Here is a 17,589-nt window from a genome sequence, read left to right on the forward strand (position 1 = left end):
GTTATAATAAAAAGGCTTCCCTGATATTCTCATGGGAAGCCTTTTTTGTTCTATTAACTAATGCAATTAACTCTATTTAGAATGTTGAGATTATTTCTTTTCGTTAAGAATTATACGCAATGTACGACGAAGTGGCTCTGCTGCACCCCATAGTAATTGGTCACCAACGGTAAAGGCATTCAAGAAATCATTACCCATCGACATCTTACGTAAACGGCCGACTGGCACAGACAAAGTACCTGTTACTTTTGCAGGTGTTAACTCTTGAGCAGTAATATCACGCTCATTTGGAATAACTTTAACCCAATCATTATGCGTTGCAATGATCTCTTCGATCTCATCCATTGGGACATCTTGCTTCAATTTGATCGTTAATGCTTGTGAGTGACAACGCATTGCACCGATACGTACACAAGTACCATCAATCGCAATTGGTGAATCTTGAAGACCAAGGATCTTGTTGGTTTCAACCGTTGCTTTCCACTCTTCTTTACTCTGACCATTTTCGCGTTTCACGTCAATCCAAGGGATCAATGAACCCGCCAGTGGAGCCCCAAACTCTGATGTTGGGAAAGAATCAGAACGAATTGTCTCTGCTACTTTTCTATCAATATCTAAAATAGAGCTTGAAGGATTTGCTAGTTCAGATGTCACGCAATCATTCACTACGCCCATTTGAGAAATTAGCTCACGCATATTTTTCGCACCAGCACCAGAAGCCGCTTGATACGTCATAGCACTAACCCACTCAACTAAACCTGCTTTATATAAGCCACCAAGACCCATTAGCATCAGACTAACCGTACAGTTACCACCAACATAAGTATTAGTACCTGCATGAATGCCTTGTTGAATTTGATCAAAGTTCACTGGATCAAGCGTAATAATCGCATCATCTTTCATACGTAATGTAGATGCAGCATCAATCCAGTAGCCTTTCCAACCTGCTTGACGAAGTGCTGAGTATACTTTTTCAGTATAGCTACCACCTTGACAGGTAATAATTGCATCTAATTTTAATAAGGACTGAATATCAAATGCATCTTGCAGTAAACCGGCATCCTTTCCAAGGTTTGGTGCTGGAATTCCAACTTGTGATGTAGTGTAAAATACAGGTTCAATATGGTCAAAATCACGTTCTTCAACCATACGCTGCATTAATACTGACCCCACCATTCCACGCCAGCCGACTAAACCTACTCTCATTATACTCTCCCTGTAATTCAAAAAATAAAAAATACTTACTCCATCTATATGATGAACAGGACAAAATCTCAAGCACTATTTGCTTCATTACTTACTTTTTATGGATCATATTTCTACCTATTTACGTTTCTTATTTCAAAAAAATGGATAAAAAAACGACACTGTTTTAGTTAAGTTGACAAAAATCGCACTTTTACATCAACAAAAAACCATTTTTTAACAACTAATACAATAAATAACCACAAACAGCTTAAAAAGTAATATTTTTAGATTATTACACCTCGTTACACTTCATGATATTTTACTCAATAATGAATTAGCAAACGATTACACTAAAAAGCAGTTAATTACTGATACTTAAAAACAAAGTTAAGTATAAAATTTGATACAAAATAAAAACATCAAACGAGTGTTAAAACCAATCAACTTAAAATATAAAACCAATTATTAACCAAAAATTTACTTATAAGCAGTCTTTTAACACCGCTATAGATAGAAATCACAAATCAACTATAGTTAATCGATCTCTTGTTGATCATAAGGTAAAGTGCATCTCGTTTAGAAAACACAATCCCTTATCGTATGAATTTTATTCATGCATACAAAAAAGAGGCTTTATACATGAAGCAAGCAACGACAAAGTTACCATCGCTAACGCAGGTAATTATATCTTTAGGGCTATTTCTACTACTTGCCTTTTCTTTCACGGCACAACTTGATCTACCTATCCAATTAGCACTTTATATTGGTTGGTTCATTATCATTACTTTAGGTATCAAGTTAGGTCATGATTATAAATCTTTAGAAAAAGCAGCTCTAAATGGCATCTCCAATGGACTAGGAGCGGTATTAATTCTCTTGGCTGTAGGTGCTTTAGTAGGTACTTGGATTTCTGGCGGTATTGTTCCAACCATTATTTACTATGGTTTAAAAGCAATTCATCCATCAATCTTCCTTCTTGCAACAATGATTATCTGTTCATTAACAGCTCTTGCAACTGGTACCTCTTGGGGTGCTGCAGGTACAGCTGGTATTGCGATGATGGGGATTGGTCAAGGTCTTGGTGTTCCGGCTCCGATTACTGCAGGTGCTATCCTTTCTGGTTGTTACTTTGGCGATAAAATGTCACCACTGTCAGACTCAGTAATTCTTGCTTCTTCAATGTCAGGCGTTGAAGTAATGGAACACATTAAGGGCATGCTTCCAGTTGCACTTATCAGTTACATCATTACTGGTATCATGTTTACCGCTTTTGGTTTCCACTTTGCTGGTAACGTTGACATGAGCCAAGTAGATTCAGTAATTCTTGCGATGGAAAATCAGTTTGTAATTTCTCCATTCTCATTTGTTCCTGTCGTGATTGTGCTTGGTCTATTAGCAATGCGTATGCCTTCTTTCCCAGTAATTAGCTTTGGTTCTCTTCTGGGTATTATTTGGGCAGTGATGGTTCAAGATATCGACTTCTTGACCGCATTCAATACAGCATGGGCTCCGTTCTCAATTGAATCTGGTGTTGGCTTCATTGACTCAATTCTAAACCGTGGCGGCATGTCTTCAATGCTTGGTTCAGTAGCTGTTATCGTATTTGGTTTAGGCTTTGGTGGCTTACTGGATAAAGTTGGCGTACTAGAAACCGTTGCTAAACTATTCGAAAAACGCGTACAAGGTCCTGGTTCACTCGCGACAAGTACAATTGCTACGGCTTTCTTTGGTAACATCTTCGGCTCAGCAATGTATGTATCGCTTATCCTTACTCCAAAGATTTGTGCGAAAAACTACGACCGTTTAGGCTACAAACGTAAGAACCTTTCTCGTAACGCAGAGTTCGGCGGAACGCTAACATCAGGTATGGTTCCATGGAGTGATAATGGTATCTACATGGCAAGTATCTTAGGTGTTGCGACACTGTCTTACGCACCGTTCATGTGGTTAAGCTTTGTATGTATTATCGTGACAATCGTGACGTCTTACATGGGTTGGTTTGTTGATAAATGTGAACCAACAATCACAGCAGAAGATACTGACGAAGCTATTGCAGTAGAAACAAAAACAGCGTAATTCATACTGCTCTACCTTTAAATAGCGTCATCTAAATAGAAAAATGCCAGCGGTTGACTCAACCACTGGCATTTTTTATGTCTATTTTTTATGTTCTAACTATTATCTATAGTTATCACAATATTTATACAACCGTTTTTTTCACAGCTGCTCGTTTACCTAAGAAGTAACCCAATCCTAAAGGCGCAAAGAAAATAGCTAAGATAAATAAGATGAAGTAAATAATGGTGCTCTTAATCAAATCAATGACTTTATCTATCGCAAGTGTCAGCACATCTTGTGAGACTTTATCTAAATCTTGAGTAAACTTCTCACGCTCTTGAGAAACAATAATCGCAATTGCATTACGCTCCCTCTCAACCATGTTCACTAACTCTTGACGTTCACGAGCAACCATCGCCTCTAAAGCAATACGCTCAGCACTGAGTTGATTTAACTTGTCATCTGTCTTTAGATCCAAATCGTCAAGCAATGGCTGTAACTGTAAGCTCATTTGTTCTGCTAGATTTTGCATATACTCAGGGTTGTTGTTCACAAAGTCTTGAAACGACTCAGAGGTATCGCGCAAGCTTTCCATGGTTTTATTAATATCATTACCATTTAGATTGCTGTTCATCGCAATCAATTGGGCTTTCCATGTCATGATCTTCGGGGTTTGTTCTGACACTAAACCTAAGCGGTCAGAGACATCACCTAACGCCTCAGGCATGGTTCCTAATGTTGCTACCGCTTCCGTTTCATCGATATTTTGATGCGCTAACCACGCTTTTAAAGCAGGGGTTCTTCGCATCATTAAATTATCAAATGGGTGCTCTGCAACAAACGTGGTAATAAAGTCTTGAGCATCACTAAACTCAGAACTCGACAACAGCTTCTCTGCCATTTTTTTAATGTCATCATTCAGAACTTGGCTTGTTTTAAAAGCGACATCGCCATCAAATAACTCAGAGCCTTTCCCTTCTAGTGAGAAGAATTGTTCCATTTGAGCAGCAAAAACCCAAGTATCAATTAAGGCTATTTTTGGAGACACTTGATACGCCGCACGTTGCAACCCTTCTTCTGCATGGATCTTCCATAACAAAACATACGATTGATGTAAGGTATCGTCTTTAGGGTATGTCGCTGATATTTTATCCGCAGCAGATTCCACTTCACTAAAGAAATGTTTGCTGTATTCACGAGTTAAAATACGAGTATTGAGTTCTGCCGTCGTTAATGGGATAGATTGAGACTCTATCTTCAGCTCAAGTAAAGAACAACCATTGAGCAGAAAAAGGGATAGAGCTATCGAGAATAGCTTAGAAACAAAGAATTTAGAGGTGTATTTCATGAACAACCCTACCTAACCAGAATTTTATAATTAAAGGATAGATAGGGTATCATTTTGCAAAAATCAAGTTATCAAATATGTGAGAACAAACTGTCAATTATGCATAAATCAACAGCTTTATTTTTTGCAATATAAACACGAGTTATGATTCAGAAGAACCTAGACGTCGTGTTAATTGATCTTTTAAGTTTGGTGGTGTGCCTTTAATTGTTAGAGTATCTGTTTCTGGATCATAGAAAACACGCTCACCCAGTAACATCGCATCAAAGTTCAAAGATAAACCACCGCCAGCACCAACAAACTTAGTAAGTTTACGCATTGCAGTGCGATCAACTGGGAAAGATTCTTCTAATTCATACCCTTGCTCTTCAGCAAATTGGTAAAAATTAGAGCCTGATTCAGAGGTTGGTAATTCACCAGATAACTCTTTGACGGTTAACTCTTCACCAGCTTGAAGTTGGCCATTGCAATAATCATATACGCTTTTACGATATTGCTGTTTTTCTTCTTTTTCTAAACGCTCATCTGCACAGAAATCTTCAACGGCTTGCATCAATACTTGGTTTTGCACCTTAGTATCCATACCTACATCTGCTTGTAAGAAATCTAAGAAGAAATCAGAGACTTTACGTCCCACACGTCCTTTAATGAACGTCAGGTAGCGATTTGAGTCTGAATCCGTTTCCCAAGTTGATAAATCAATACGTGCCGCAATATCCATTTTAGCAATATCAAGGTAATCAGTAGAACGAATATCTAATTGCTCCGTGACCTTCATACTCTCGTTTGATGGTAATACTGCGACAAACAAATACTCTGTTGCTAGCGAACGATATTCAGCGATAACTAAAATACCTTCTTCAGCAAATGGGTATTTAATCAGCTCTGATTTTAATTTCTCTGCCGATTTATTACTGAATTCTAAAAATGGCGTTTCATTCTTACGAACGGAACCTAACCAATGCCCGAACTCACTTTCAGTCTTAAATACACCAAAGCCTTTACCTGCTTTAGAGTTAAAGACACGATGCAGCTCAGATACGAGGGCTTCAGTGAACTCTTCGTTCTCAAGAGTTTGATTTCGTAGACAAACTTCGATTTCATCTTGCTCATTTTTTACTAATTTATGTAAAATTACGTTTGAAAGGGTTAAACTCATAATAGAAAAGGTTTTTAGTTGACGTGCATAGTAGGTTATCATAAGCCGCTTTCACTATCATTAACTGAAAAGACTTATGGCTATTACTACTTCGAAATACAGCAACAAACAAATTGAACAAATGTTAACAGAGATGGTCGATGTACTAGATAAGCATCGTGCACCAGCTGATCTATCTCTAATGTTGGTTGGTAACATTGCTACTAATGTACTAAACCAAGAAGTGCCAGCAGAGCAGCGTAAAGTTATTGCTGAGAAATTTGCTCAAGCACTATTTAGCTCATTAGATACACCAAAAACTCACTAAGAGCGAGAATTCAATTACCATGGTTGATAGCGGGAATACCTACAGCGACAAAGTCTCTAAGTTAATTACTTGGGGTCACTGGTTTAGCTTCTTCAATATCGTTGCTGCAATGCTTATTGGCACGCGTTATATATCGCAATCTCCATGGCCTGAAACGTTACTTGGTCAGACCTATCTAGTGTTAAACTGGATAGGTCATTTTGGCTTTTTGGTCTTTGGGTTTTACATTCTAGTACTGTTCCCTCTTACCTTTATTACGCCATCTCAACGATTAATGCGTATCTTAAGTGTCATCATAGCAACCGCAGGTATGACCTTGCTGCTGCTAGATACTTACGCTTATCAAAACCTTCACCTGCATATTACCCCACTGGTTTGGGATATGCTGCTGAACAACGATAAATCAAATTTAAACACCCAATGGCAATATTTGTTTATTCTGGTGCCCGTAATTTTCCTACTTCAACTTTCTCTCTCTGAATGGGTGTGGAATAAATTACGCAAACTTGCACATAAGCATGTTGGTCGCCCTTTTGCGATCACCTTCGCTGTCGCATTCATTGGTAGTCACTTAATTCATACATGGGCTGATGCTTCAGCTTATGGGCCAGTAACCGCTCAACGTGCCACATTCCCATTATCTTATCCAATGACAGCACGCTCGTTTTTAGAAAAACACGGCTTTATTGATCGCGATGCATTGGCAAAACAAATCCAAGAAGAAGGTACTGGCGGCGCAAAAGAAGCGATGCGTTACCCTCTTGAGCCAATAAAATTTAAAACAAAGCAAACTGGTTATAACTTACAAATCATTATGATCGATAGCCTTCGAGCTGACACATTAAATCATATTGATACGCCAAATTTAACACGCTTTGCTCAGAACAATCTAAACTACAACAATCATTACAGTGCCAGTAATAACCCAACAAGCTTATTTGGCTTGTTTTATGGATTGCCTGGAAACTACGTTGATAACTTTAGAAACTCAGAAATTGAATCACCAATTTTAGCTGAGCTACATAACCGTGATTACCAATTTGGTTTATTTAGTGGTGATGATTTTACTTCGTCATTGTATAAGCAAATCATCTTTACTAAAGGCGAGATTGGCGAACCTAAAGAGAAAATGTCTGATCGCAAAGCAATTTCTCAATGGAATGATTGGTTCAAAGCACAAACATCTGACAAGCCATGGTTTAGTTATTTAGAACTGACCTCTGTCTCTGAATATGATGCAACAAGTCCAATATCGACAGAAAACTCAGATCAAAGTGCTTTTGAGATTAACTACCGAAAAGCAGTTAAAAAAACCGACCAACAACTTAAAGCAGTATTGAGCGCATTAAAACAATCTCCTGAGTGGGAAAATACCATTGTTGTCATTACATCAAATCACGGTATGGAATTTGATGAAACCAATACTAATAGCTGGGGCTCAAGTACTAACTTCAGTAAATATCAGCTTCGTGTACCTATGTTAATTCATTGGCCAGACGTTGAGCCTGAATTAATTATGACTCGTTCAAGTCACTTAGATTTAGCACCAACATTGATGGAGTCATTTTTAAAAACAACGACATCAGCTGAAAGTTACAGCAGTGGTTTAAATTTATTAACTCAAGATAATGATCGTAATTGGCTATTAGCTGGTGACAGAAAAAATATCGCCCTAATCACAGATAGCAATACTGTTGTTATTGATACATTTGGTAATTATAAAGTCTACGATGAAAACTATAATCGTTTGACGGATGAAAAACCGAAACTCTCATTACTGATGCAAGGCATCTCAGAGCTAAAACGGTTTTATCACCCTAAAAAATAAATAGCCTCATAAAAATCCCTTTCTCATAAAGGGATTTTTTATATCTAATGTTTATACCAAATTCAAATATCGCCTTAAATCTACTTTTTTTTCACATAAAATAGTTAAGATATAAAATCAGATAAATAGAGGTGTATATGAAACTATTGCTTGTTGAAGATAATCAAGATATTGCGGGGATCATTTTTGATTTCTTTGAGATTAAAGGCTATGTATTAGATTATGCAAGTGATGGTCAGCAAGGTTATGATCTTGCTAAAAAAGAACATTTCGATTTGATTATTCTTGATGTCATGCTACCTAAAATGGATGGCTTAACCGTATGTAATCGTTTACGAGAAGAAGGAATAGACACCCCAATTCTTATGCTCACGGCACGAGATACCACAGAAGACACTCTTCTTGGCTTCAAGCAAGGTGCCGACGATTATTTAGTTAAACCTTTTGACCTTGATATTCTTGATGCCCGTATCAATGCTCTTGTTCGTAGAGTCTCAGGAAAACAAGCCAAAACAGAACTTCAGTTTGAAGAGTTATTATTAGATCTCACCTCAAATACTCTCTCTCGCCAAGGGTTAAGGTTTAGTCTCAACCCCACTCAATTTATCATCATGAAAAATCTGCTTCTTTCTGCCCCTAAAATTGTCAATAAAGAAGCGATTGCTTATGAACTATGGGGAGATGATGAACCTGAAAAAGACGTACTACGCAGCCATATTTATCAATTACGAAACTTAGTCGATAAACCATTTACTCATAAATACTTAAAAACCATTCCCAAAGTTGGTTATCAATTAATTGGGAAAGTAGACTGAAATGCGTAAATACAGTGCTAAACACCTTACTTTTATTTATTTTTCGATCGTTGCTTTGGCGATTATTATCGTTCATGCATTAGTGATTGATTCAACACTTGATAGCATTGAGAACCTACTCGCTAAACAAAAAATCCTAAGCGCAAAAGAAGTGGCAATAAACAGCCTTGATAATACCAATTCAACCAAAGTAGTAATCACTGATCGTATTACCGTTTATACAAACAAAGAAGATATTGATATTAATTACACTGATTTCTTCAATCTACCGTTAGATACTACAATAGAAGTATTCAAAAAAGACAGCTATGTCGAAAATGAGGCCTTTGTTTATCGTACATTAGATAACCATGGCAAGAGCATTTACATTGTCTTAACTGGAGATTTTACTGATGACTCTGAGCGTCGTATTTTCTTCATGGAATCAAAAACTATTGGCTCCTCTTTATTGCTAATGCTTATCAGCTTTTTTATTATTTTAAAAATATCACAAAGAATAACAGAACCTCTAACTCGATTAACAGAAAACATAAGCAATAGAAAACAGGGAGATATATCTCAAATTCCAGATAGCATTTCAGGAAACACCCAAGAAAGTGCGCAATTAATTGAAACCCTTAATGCTAATTACCAACAAATAGAACAGTTAATCGAACGTGAACGTTCTTTCACTCGATATGCTAGCCATGAGCTACGTACACCATTAATGATTATGAAAGGAGCAACCAAACTACTTGATCAATCAAACGACCCAGTATTTATACAAAGACAACAAAAACGATTAAACGATGCCGTACAAGAGATGAGTGACTTTGTTGATACCTTACTATCACTTACTCGTGATGAATCTGATCTTAAAAATTCAGCTATAACTTATCGAAGTATCGACGTTACTGAGCTGGAAAGAATTATTGAAACGCACGCACATCTACTACGCTTTAAAAAAGTTAGTTATCGTATTGAATTAGAAAGCTTAACTACCACCTATATCTCTGAAAACATATTAAAAGTCCTAATTGGTAATCTGATTAAAAATGCCTTCAACTGTACAGATGAAGGCGAAATCATCATATCAATGAATCAAGAAGGGTTTTCTATTATTGATTCTGGCATTGGTTTAGATGAAAAACCCCGTGGCGTTGAAGGGTTCGGCTTAGGATTATTGATTGTTAGAGACATTAGTCAACGTTATGATTTGACCTTCACGTTGACTAATAAAGAAGGTAGCTATGGCTGTATTGCGACTGTTTTATATAACAAAAATAAAGAAATCAGTTAAAAACAGAGCACATTGCGCAAAAATAGTGCAGTCAGCCCATATTTTTAAATTTATCCTTTACAAGATCCAGTGATACGCATATTATTCAAATCACTGGAGGGATGGCTGAGTGGTCGAAAGCACCGGTCTTGAAAACCGGCAACCGTTAATAGCGGTTCTAGGGTTCAAATCCCTATCCCTCCACCACTTTTGAAAATTCAGATAGAGTCTGGGTTTTAAAAATTGGAGCGGTAGTTCAGTTGGTTAGAATACCGGCCTGTCACGCCGGGGGTCGCGGGTTCGAGTCCCGTCCGCTCCGCCAACATCAACGAAGCCTTGTCAGAAATGACAGGGCTTTTTTGTATCTGTTGAATATGAGGTCCCCGTAAATTTCATTACATAATAACTCTAGTATTCAAATCCTAACCCTCCACCGCATTTCAAAAATCCAGATAGAGTCTGAGTTTTAAAAATTGGAGCGGTAGTTCAGTTGATTAGACTTTCTATTGGAGAGCTTAGCGGCCTGACACGCCGGGGGACGTGCTGCTCTCAAGGTGAGATAGAAAGTCCCGTCCGCTCCGCCAACATCAATGAAGCCTTGTCAGAAATGACAGGTTTTTTTTGTATCTGTTGAATATGAGAATCCCGTAAATTTCATTACATAATAACTCTAGTATTCAAATCCTTACCCTCCACCGCTTTTCAAAATCCAGATAGAATCTGAGTTTTAAAAATTGGATCGGTAGTTCAGTTGATTAGACTTTCTATTGGAGAGCTTAGCGGCCTGACACGCCGGGGACGTGCTGCTCTCAAGGTGAGATAGGAAGTCCCGCCCGCTCCGCCAACATCAATAAAGCCTTGTCAGAAATGACGAGGCTTTTTTGTATCTGTTAAATATGAGATCTCAATAAGTTTCATTAAACCAATCCATTGGTCATATCTAACTAGATCCTCATTTTTCCCGACTTATGTTTACCCAGCTTAAGCTAACTTCAATAATCAAACCTTCAACATTGCTTTAAATGCCCTCAAATTGTTTAAAATTAAATCAAACAGAATCTTTTTTAAAATTAGTACTTTACAATAAAAGTGGTTCAGCCTATTATGCTCGGCATTGGAGGGATGGCTGAGTGGTCGAAAGCACCGGTCTTGAAAACCGGCAACCGTTAATAGCGGTTCTAGGGTTCAAATCCCTATCCCTCCACCACTTTTGAAAATTCAGATAGAGTCTGGGTTTTAAAAATTGGAGCGGTAGTTCAGTTGGTTAGAATACCGGCCTGTCACGCCGGGGGTCGCGGGTTCGAGTCCCGTCCGCTCCGCCAACATCAACGAAGCCTTGTCAGAAATGACAGGGCTTTTTTGTATCTGTCGAATATGAAACATCCCCATAGTTACCTTATTTTCATCAAATAGTGCCTTAGAAATAAAACATATTTTCAAACCGTTTCATATAAATGGAAGTAGTTAGCTAAATTCTATTCAAAGCATTTTTAACTCAACCCCATCTGTACTAGCCTAACGCCATATTTTATAAAACAAAAAGGCTAGAAAACCATGAAACATATTATTTCAACGTTGGCAGTTATCACCGCTCTATCAACTAGCTCATTCGTTTCTGCTTCAGAGTGGAGTTATGCAGGAGAAACCGCCCCTGCTAATTGGCACGGCAACTGCCAGACAGGAGTGAATCAATCCCCTATTGATATTACCAATGCAATTGAGAGTACTTTAGATCCTATCACATTCAACTATGCTCAAGCCGGTAAGAATATCGTCAATAATGGCCATACCGTACAAGTAAATTTTGATGGCAAGCAATCTATTCAAGTTGAAGGGAAAACATTTAGTCTATTACAACTTCATTTCCATGCCCCAAGTGAAAACCTGATTGCTGGTCATTCATATCCTTTAGAAATGCATTTAGTTCACGCCAATAAAGATGGAAACCTAGCCGTGATAGGAGTTATGTTTAAAGAGGGTAAAGAAAATACTGAATTGGCAAAAGTTTGGGCTCAAATGCCAAAATCAGGTGATGTTAAACTTGATAGTAAATTAACGCTTACAAAGCTACTGCCTGGTGATCAGGCTTATTATCGCTTTAATGGCTCATTAACTACCCCACCATGCACAGAAGGGGTTACTTGGTTAGTAATGAAAAACCCGATTACGATTTCTGCTGAGCAATTAACTCAATTTGAATCTCTGTATCAAGGAAATAATCGTCCAGTACAAGCGATTAATGCCCGCCCTGTATTAAAATAAACAGTAACAACCTGCAATTTTGCTCTAACTTTCATCGATATGATCGAATTTAGAGCAAACGGTGTTTTTATCAAAAAGAATCCTTTACAAGAAGAAGGGTTACGCCTATTATTCACCGCATCGGAGGGATGGCTGAGTGGTCGAAAGCACCGGTCTTGAAAACCGGCAACCGTTAATAGCGGTTCTAGGGTTCAAATCCCTATCCCTCCACCACATTCAAAGCCCTAGCAGAAATGCTGGGGCTTTTTTGTATCTGCCGTATTATCTCTTCTCAAATCAATTATCTTCATAAGCCTCAAAGAAGGTGTTAGAAAATTTTAAACTGGGCTACTCTGAAAATAACTAAGAAGTAAATATTCGCGTTATCTACCTATGTCTATTTAAACGTTTTAAGCATCCATACATCACAGCCATTATGCACTGCACCATCAAGAGGTTTTGCTAATCGCTCAAAGCCAAGATCATCATATAAACTAATGGCAGATTTCATACTTGAGAGCGTATCTAAATAACACTGAGAATAACCAAACTCTTTCGCACATTTAAGTACTTTACCTGCAATGGTTTTACCAAAGCCTCTGCCTCGTGCTTCAGGTAATAGAAATAGTTTACGTAGCTCACACACAGTCTCACTGCCGTTAAATGGAGCTAAACCACAGCCACCAACCACTCGGCCATCGAGCAATAAAATGAGGTATTTACTTTTGAATGCCGGATTATAGTATTTACTCATTTCCAAAACTTCATCGTCCGATGGGCCAAAACCTTCCCCTATCGCACCAAACTCAACACCTACGTTTTTAATGATGTAGCAGATATCATTATCATGGTCGCTGGTAATACCAACAATTCGATACTCCATATCCTTTGCCTCCATTTATTCTCTTGCTTCATTATAGAAAAATATGAACACCTAATTGCGGCGTCCTCCACAAAGTAGCCATAGAGGGACAATCTCGATCACAGTGACACAAAAAAAGCGAGTAACCTAAATTACTCGCTTTTTAATGTTCTTTTCGATATTAACGAATTAAATCACACCTAACTCACGTAGACGCTCCATTAGGTAACTGTTTGCTGTGTGACGCTCTGATAAAACAACGTCAGGCTTTGGATGTAAGAACAACGGTAATGAGATACGAGATTTCGTTTTATCCGAGCCTTCAGGGTTAATCACTCGGTGCGTTGTTGATGGATAATAACCCCCTGATGCTTCTTGCAACATATCACCGATATTGATGATTAAGTTACCAAAATCGCAAGGCACATCTAACCAATCACCTTCTTTAGTCTTAACTTGTAAACCCGGCTCATTAGCTGCTGGGAGCACTGTTAATAAGTTAATATCTTCATGTGCACCAGCTCGGATAGCACCAAGCTCCTCATCGCCTTCTAATGGTGGGTAATGAAGAATACGAAGTAATGTCTTATCACTTTGCTCTACCATGCTAGAAAGCGATTGAGAGTACAATACAGATACGTCTTCTGGTGAGTGCGCTTCAACCCAAGACAGCAGCTCACTAGCGAGAATATTAGCGTTATCGTAATACTCTTGAATCTGTGCTTTTAACTGCTCAGGACATTGACCCGTTGGGTAATAATGGTAGTACTCTTTAATGTCTTTTTTAGTGTGCCCTTTTGCGACTTCTGATACCGACGCAGGGAAAAATCCATCTTGAGTTTCTACATTAAACTGGAAGTTCTCTTTTTCTTCGCTGTTAAAGAATTCATACCAATTGTCATAGATGCTTTGTACAAGCTCTTGTTGAATTGGGTGATTTTTTAATACGCCAAACCCTGTCTCACGCAGTGATTTAACAAACAGCTCCGCTGCATTCTCAGCAGTGTAATCAATTGCTTCTAATTTCATAATTATTATCTTATCGTTGGCTGACTGGTTTTTATAATATGTTTTTATAATGTACTGTTAAATTGTATTAAGATGAACAGAGAGCCTCAAGCGCTAATGTCTAAAAACAGACAACAATTCGTTTACACATAGAAACACAACTATTCTGTGTAACAACAATAAGGGCAAAGTATGAAACACGTCTTCATTACAGGTGCAAACCGTGGGATAGGATTATCACTTGTTGCTTACTACTTACAACAAGGGGCTAAAGTAAGTGCGACTTATCGTGATGAGAGCAGTGCTACTGAGTTATTCACACTCACCAAACAGTACGATACGCTATCACTTTACCAATTAGAGCTTACTGATTACAACGCTATTCTTAAGCTATCTCAGCAGATTTCAGAAAGTAAAATCGATCTATTAATCAATAATGCAGGCTATTATGGCCCTAAAGGGTATGGCTTTGGGAATTGTGATGTTACAGAGTGGAAGAAGGTATTTGAAATTAATGCCATTGCCCCTCAAAAGCTAGTTGAAGCCCTCTACCCTAACTTGCAATTGAGTAATGATAAAACCATTGTTTGTATTTCATCTAAGGTAGGTAGCATGACAGAAAATACGTCTGGTGGCGGCTACTTATATCGCTCATCTAAAGCTGCATTAAACTCGGTAGTAAAAAGTTTAAGTAATGACTTGAAGCCAGAAGGATTTACCGTTATCGCGATACACCCAGGTTGGGTTCAAACTGAAATGGGAGGACCAAATGCCCTTATTTCAACAGAAGAATCAGTTGCAGAATTAACAAAAGTTATTGCCCAACTATCAATCGATAATAGTGGGCAATTTTTAAATTTTGACGGAACTGAATTACCTTGGTAGCGGCTCTAATATTCCATTTCTAACTAAACCGCGGCGAACGTTTTTACACAGTTTGGCAAAACTTTCGATCTCTGAAAAATTGGGGGTTTCTCCACGTTGAACGTAAGACTCCCAATACAGTAACTCACCTTCCACCAATTCAATCAACTTACGTGGACAACCTACACACGTATCACCACATATTTGAGCTTCAGGCGCATCAAATGGAAAATCCGCTTTCACTAATTCAATGATATTTAACATCGCGGTTTTACGATCAGGCTTTTGTGTTTTTGGTTTATTAGTCATTAGTTTCTATGAGGGTGATTTGTAATATGATCTTCCCAGTTTTTTACATCAATCGCATAAACAACCTTGTTTCTTACGCTTTCGCCAGCAGCATGCATTGCTGATTTAGACCCAGTGATCAGTGGGTGCCATTCTGGAATGTCTTTGTCTTCTGCCAATAGACGGTATGCACAAGTCACTGGTAACCAGTTAAATTCAGCGATATTTTCACGGCTTAGTTTTAGGCAGTTTTCACCTGAAGTAAAACGCTTAGCGTAATCTTTACATGAACACGTTTTGCTGTTTAACCAGCTACATGCCACGTTAGTGTAGTAAACCTCATCTGTATCTTCATCCATTAACTTGTGTAGACAGCACTTACCACAGCCGTCACAAAGAGATTCCCACTCTTGCTCTGTCATTTCTTCTAATTTTTTTTGTTGCCAAAATTGCTCTGTCATTGCTTTACACTCGTTATGGGAAGAGGCGGTTTTATACCCATCTTGAGATAAAAGTGCAAGTGGTTTACTAATCAGTAAAGAGATAATCCTGAGTAACTTTGACCTGAAAGGGGAAGAATGGTATTTTGCGCATCCTTTAATTGATGCAATGAGATAGTGTTATGGAGTGTAGATTATATTGTGGTGCTTGCTGTATAGCCCCGAGTATAAGTTCATTTATTCCGGGAATGCCTGATGGGAAACCTGCAGGAGTACGCTGCGTACAATTAAACGATGAGAACTTGTGTAAGTTGTTTGGTAAGGCAGAACGCCCAAAGGTGTGTCATCAATTTAAAGCTTGCCCTGACGTATGTGGGTCAACCCCAGAACAAGCTATTCAAACCATCACTGAACTTGAGTCAATGACGCTATAATCTTTTACAACAGCATTCGATTACGATAGTACGCGAATTACGTTTTGTACTTGTTCTGCTGTTTCAATGCCGTGGTTTGTTAAATAACCACCATCTTCCTGTGTTACCAATCCTTTCGAGAATAGACGCTTCATTGCTTCGATTGCTTCGGGTGCTGCGTCAGAATGTACTTTTAAACCCGCTTGAGTGCTTTCTAGTGGGAATTGCTTGAGAAGGTTCATTTCTTCAACGATGTCTTTATTAAATGGCATAATATATCTCTCTTATTTATTAACTGAATTCAGCATAGACTGTCTTTAAAAGATTAAAACAGAGCTAGATCACACCTATAAAAAATCCCCATAGGATTACTCTCTATGAGGATGTTTTTTAATCAACTTATTATGTATTTAGACAGTTAAGCTTGAATACCAATAATTAACCACGGTGCATTTGGTTGCGTAAGGTCACGCTCCAAGTGCCAGATGTCTGTAATTTCTTCTTCAACACCTTCCACTGAATCACGGTAGCGACCAGAGAACTGTAAGCTAAGCTGTGCGTTATTTGCATTATGATCGGCACGAACAACTTCAGCATCAACAAACATAACGTCTGTGTGTTGCTCACCTTCAAGATTTGCACGCTCTTTTACTAGATCATTGTATAAGCTAATTGATACGTACTCTTGAATCGTTTCAAGTTGGTTATGGTTCCATGCACCTTGTAAAATACGGTAGTGCTCGCGAGAACCATTGATGAAGCCTTGCAGATCAAAACCCGGTGGGTAGTTATGCGGGATCTCATCAGCTGCAGGTGCGCCAAAGCCGCCTGTCGCTTGTGGCTGTGCTTGCTCACCTTGGAAGTACTGCTGGTTATCACGGAAGCTTGGTTTCTCGTCGTGAGATGCTTGTGGGCCTGCGTATGCTGCCCCTTGCCTCTGATTTATACTGCTGGCCTTTGATGCCATAAACATACGGAAAAGCTTAAACAGAACAAATGCCACACCAGCCATGATTAGAATATCCATAAACTGGATACCTTCAAAGCCACCGCCAGCAAAGATTGATGCTAAAAGACCACCCATAAGAAGACCACCAAGTAGTCCGCCCATTAAGCCTTTCTTGCTTGATGCGCCCTTAGCGGTATCTTGCTTACCAATGGTATTCGTGTTTTGTTGCTTCTGTTTTGGCGCAGGCGCTGTTTTAAAGCTTTTGCCAAATGATTTACCACCACCAAATTTCTTTGCTTCTGCATGAGGCGCAGAAAGAACAAAAACAAACATTAGGGCAGCAATAGATAAAAGACGTTTCATTGTCTGTTCCTTTACTGTATTAAAATAATTTGACCTGATAATAGCCTGCATTGCTTCATATTGGGAGCTTTAAAATTGATCAGGATGTTTCAGAGTGTTAAAAGCTCTCTGTTTTATTCTCAACACTGTGCTTTACGTCCTAATTGATAAAACTCTTACTTGAAGAATCGGTAGATACATTTAAAATTAAGAACATTGTA

The 17,589-nt window shown here is 38.4% G+C and carries 17 protein-coding genes and 5 tRNA genes; 13 read left to right on the forward strand and 9 right to left on the reverse strand.

Going from position 1 to position 17,589, the window contains the following annotated elements:
- Positions 1–90: 90 nt before the first annotated feature.
- Complete coding sequence (gene asd, locus ED622_RS06640) at positions 91–1,206, reverse strand: aspartate-semialdehyde dehydrogenase (protein WP_122033139.1); 1,116 nt, start codon at positions 1,204–1,206, stop codon at positions 91–93.
- 621 nt (positions 1,207–1,827) lie between these two features.
- Between asd and nhaC the strand changes: the two genes are divergently transcribed.
- A complete protein-coding gene (gene nhaC, locus ED622_RS06645; RefSeq protein WP_122033140.1) occupies positions 1,828–3,264 on the forward strand; it encodes a Na+/H+ antiporter NhaC in 1,437 nt (478 codons plus the stop codon).
- Between the two features lie 124 nt (positions 3,265–3,388).
- On the opposite strand, the gene ED622_RS06650 is transcribed toward nhaC, so the two are convergent.
- Together ED622_RS06650 and yejK are read right to left on the reverse strand one after the other, a co-directional pair.
- Positions 3,389–4,594 carry a chemotaxis protein gene (locus ED622_RS06650; protein WP_122033141.1) on the reverse strand — a complete coding sequence of 402 codons (1,206 nt, stop codon included), beginning with the start codon at positions 4,592–4,594 and terminating at the stop codon, positions 3,389–3,391.
- A 142-nt stretch (positions 4,595–4,736) separates the two neighbouring features.
- Positions 4,737–5,753 (reverse strand): nucleoid-associated protein YejK, encoded by a 1,017-nt coding sequence (gene yejK / locus ED622_RS06655; protein WP_162922479.1) that lies wholly within the window; start codon positions 5,751–5,753, stop codon positions 4,737–4,739.
- 76 nt (positions 5,754–5,829) lie between these two features.
- On the opposite strand from yejK, the gene ED622_RS06660 reads away from it, so the two are divergent.
- From ED622_RS06660 to ED622_RS06705, 10 genes are all read left to right on the forward strand, one after another.
- Positions 5,830–6,060 (forward strand): YejL family protein, encoded by a 231-nt coding sequence (locus ED622_RS06660; RefSeq protein ID WP_122033143.1) that lies wholly within the window; start codon positions 5,830–5,832, stop codon positions 6,058–6,060.
- A gap of 19 nt (positions 6,061–6,079) precedes the next feature.
- Positions 6,080–7,888, forward strand: coding sequence for a DUF3413 domain-containing protein (locus tag ED622_RS06665; protein ID WP_122033144.1), 1,809 nt, complete (start codon positions 6,080–6,082; stop codon positions 7,886–7,888).
- A gap of 137 nt (positions 7,889–8,025) precedes the next feature.
- Positions 8,026–8,703, forward strand: coding sequence for a response regulator transcription factor (locus ED622_RS06670; RefSeq protein WP_122033145.1), 678 nt, complete (start codon positions 8,026–8,028; stop codon positions 8,701–8,703).
- 1 nt (position 8,704) lies between these two features.
- Positions 8,705–9,982: a HAMP domain-containing sensor histidine kinase gene (locus tag ED622_RS06675; RefSeq protein WP_122033146.1), complete on the forward strand. Its 1,278-nt coding sequence runs from the start codon at positions 8,705–8,707 to the stop codon at positions 9,980–9,982.
- A 95-nt stretch (positions 9,983–10,077) separates the two neighbouring features.
- A tRNA-Ser gene (locus tag ED622_RS06680) sits at positions 10,078–10,168 on the forward strand.
- 38 nt (positions 10,169–10,206) lie between these two features.
- Positions 10,207–10,283: transfer RNA gene (locus tag ED622_RS06685), tRNA-Asp, on the forward strand.
- Positions 10,284–11,077: 794 nt separating this feature from the next.
- Positions 11,078–11,168, forward strand: a tRNA-Ser gene (locus ED622_RS06690).
- A gap of 38 nt (positions 11,169–11,206) precedes the next feature.
- Positions 11,207–11,283 (forward strand) — tRNA-Asp (locus tag ED622_RS06695).
- 232 nt (positions 11,284–11,515) lie between these two features.
- Positions 11,516–12,223, forward strand: coding sequence for a carbonic anhydrase (locus tag ED622_RS06700; protein ID WP_122033147.1), 708 nt, complete (start codon positions 11,516–11,518; stop codon positions 12,221–12,223).
- Positions 12,224–12,345: 122 nt separating this feature from the next.
- A tRNA-Ser gene (locus ED622_RS06705) sits at positions 12,346–12,436 on the forward strand.
- 163 nt (positions 12,437–12,599) lie between these two features.
- Here ED622_RS06705 and ED622_RS06710 read toward each other — a convergent pair.
- Positions 12,600–13,085, reverse strand: coding sequence for a GNAT family N-acetyltransferase (locus tag ED622_RS06710; RefSeq protein WP_122033148.1), 486 nt, complete (start codon positions 13,083–13,085; stop codon positions 12,600–12,602).
- A 168-nt stretch (positions 13,086–13,253) separates the two neighbouring features.
- Positions 13,254–14,093, reverse strand: coding sequence for an isopenicillin N synthase family oxygenase (locus ED622_RS06715; RefSeq protein WP_122033149.1), 840 nt, complete (start codon positions 14,091–14,093; stop codon positions 13,254–13,256).
- Positions 14,094–14,264: 171 nt separating this feature from the next.
- Between ED622_RS06715 and ED622_RS06720 the strand changes: the two genes are divergently transcribed.
- On the forward strand, positions 14,265–14,957 hold the full coding sequence (locus ED622_RS06720; protein ID WP_122033150.1) for an SDR family oxidoreductase: 693 nt from the start codon (positions 14,265–14,267) through the stop codon (positions 14,955–14,957).
- On the opposite strand, the gene ED622_RS06725 is transcribed toward ED622_RS06720, so the two are convergent.
- Complete coding sequence (locus ED622_RS06725) at positions 14,946–15,245, reverse strand: hypothetical protein (RefSeq protein WP_122033151.1); 300 nt, start codon at positions 15,243–15,245, stop codon at positions 14,946–14,948. The two genes, ED622_RS06720 and ED622_RS06725, sit on opposite strands and share 12 nt — an antisense overlap.
- A complete protein-coding gene (locus tag ED622_RS06730) occupies positions 15,245–15,685 on the reverse strand; it encodes a YcgN family cysteine cluster protein (RefSeq protein ID WP_122033152.1) in 441 nt (146 codons plus the stop codon). Before ED622_RS06730 ends, ED622_RS06725 begins: the two co-directional genes overlap by 1 nt.
- A gap of 161 nt (positions 15,686–15,846) precedes the next feature.
- Here ED622_RS06730 and ED622_RS06735 point away from each other — a divergent pair, with 161 nt between their 5' ends.
- The gene (locus tag ED622_RS06735; RefSeq protein WP_122033153.1) at positions 15,847–16,098 is read left to right on the forward strand and encodes a YkgJ family cysteine cluster protein; all 252 of its coding nucleotides are present in this window, start codon (positions 15,847–15,849) and stop codon (positions 16,096–16,098) included.
- Positions 16,099–16,118: 20 nt separating this feature from the next.
- On the opposite strand, the gene ED622_RS06740 is transcribed toward ED622_RS06735, so the two are convergent.
- On the reverse strand, positions 16,119–16,349 hold the full coding sequence (locus tag ED622_RS06740) for a TIGR02647 family protein (RefSeq protein WP_122033154.1): 231 nt from the start codon (positions 16,347–16,349) through the stop codon (positions 16,119–16,121).
- A 146-nt stretch (positions 16,350–16,495) separates the two neighbouring features.
- The gene (locus ED622_RS06745) at positions 16,496–17,389 is read right to left on the reverse strand and encodes a Tim44 domain-containing protein (protein ID WP_122033155.1); all 894 of its coding nucleotides are present in this window, start codon (positions 17,387–17,389) and stop codon (positions 16,496–16,498) included.
- Between the last annotated feature and the right edge of the window lie 200 nt (positions 17,390–17,589).

The sequence above is a fragment of the Aliivibrio sp. EL58 genome, from assembly GCF_900312675.1.
GTDB lineage: Bacteria > Pseudomonadota > Gammaproteobacteria > Enterobacterales > Vibrionaceae > Aliivibrio.

What these genes read in the sequence shown, in the direction of transcription:
- nhaC (WP_122033140.1), top strand. Translation starts at nt 1,828, where the DNA reads ATGAAGCAAGCAACGACAAAGTTACCATCGCTAACGCAGGTAATTATA.
- ED622_RS06745 (WP_122033155.1), bottom strand. Translation starts at nt 17,389, where the DNA reads ATGAAACGTCTTTTATCTATTGCTGCCCTAATGTTTGTTTTTGTTCTT.
- ED622_RS06660 (WP_122033143.1), top strand. Translation starts at nt 5,830, where the DNA reads ATGGCTATTACTACTTCGAAATACAGCAACAAACAAATTGAACAAATG.
- ED622_RS06710 (WP_122033148.1), bottom strand. Translation starts at nt 13,085, where the DNA reads ATGGAGTATCGAATTGTTGGTATTACCAGCGACCATGATAATGATATC.
- ED622_RS06725 (WP_122033151.1), bottom strand. Translation starts at nt 15,245, where the DNA reads ATGACTAATAAACCAAAAACACAAAAGCCTGATCGTAAAACCGCGATG.
- ED622_RS06740 (WP_122033154.1), bottom strand. Translation starts at nt 16,349, where the DNA reads ATGCCATTTAATAAAGACATCGTTGAAGAAATGAACCTTCTCAAGCAA.
- ED622_RS06720 (WP_122033150.1), top strand. Translation starts at nt 14,265, where the DNA reads ATGAAACACGTCTTCATTACAGGTGCAAACCGTGGGATAGGATTATCA.
- ED622_RS06670 (WP_122033145.1), top strand. Translation starts at nt 8,026, where the DNA reads ATGAAACTATTGCTTGTTGAAGATAATCAAGATATTGCGGGGATCATT.
- yejK (WP_162922479.1), bottom strand. Translation starts at nt 5,753, where the DNA reads ATGAGTTTAACCCTTTCAAACGTAATTTTACATAAATTAGTAAAAAAT.
- asd (WP_122033139.1), bottom strand. Translation starts at nt 1,206, where the DNA reads ATGAGAGTAGGTTTAGTCGGCTGGCGTGGAATGGTGGGGTCAGTATTA.
- ED622_RS06665 (WP_122033144.1), top strand. Translation starts at nt 6,080, where the DNA reads ATGGTTGATAGCGGGAATACCTACAGCGACAAAGTCTCTAAGTTAATT.
- ED622_RS06735 (WP_122033153.1), top strand. Translation starts at nt 15,847, where the DNA reads ATGGAGTGTAGATTATATTGTGGTGCTTGCTGTATAGCCCCGAGTATA.
- ED622_RS06700 (WP_122033147.1), top strand. Translation starts at nt 11,516, where the DNA reads ATGAAACATATTATTTCAACGTTGGCAGTTATCACCGCTCTATCAACT.
- ED622_RS06715 (WP_122033149.1), bottom strand. Translation starts at nt 14,093, where the DNA reads ATGAAATTAGAAGCAATTGATTACACTGCTGAGAATGCAGCGGAGCTG.
- ED622_RS06730 (WP_122033152.1), bottom strand. Translation starts at nt 15,685, where the DNA reads ATGACAGAGCAATTTTGGCAACAAAAAAAATTAGAAGAAATGACAGAG.
- ED622_RS06650 (WP_122033141.1), bottom strand. Translation starts at nt 4,594, where the DNA reads ATGAAATACACCTCTAAATTCTTTGTTTCTAAGCTATTCTCGATAGCT.
- ED622_RS06675 (WP_122033146.1), top strand. Translation starts at nt 8,705, where the DNA reads ATGCGTAAATACAGTGCTAAACACCTTACTTTTATTTATTTTTCGATC.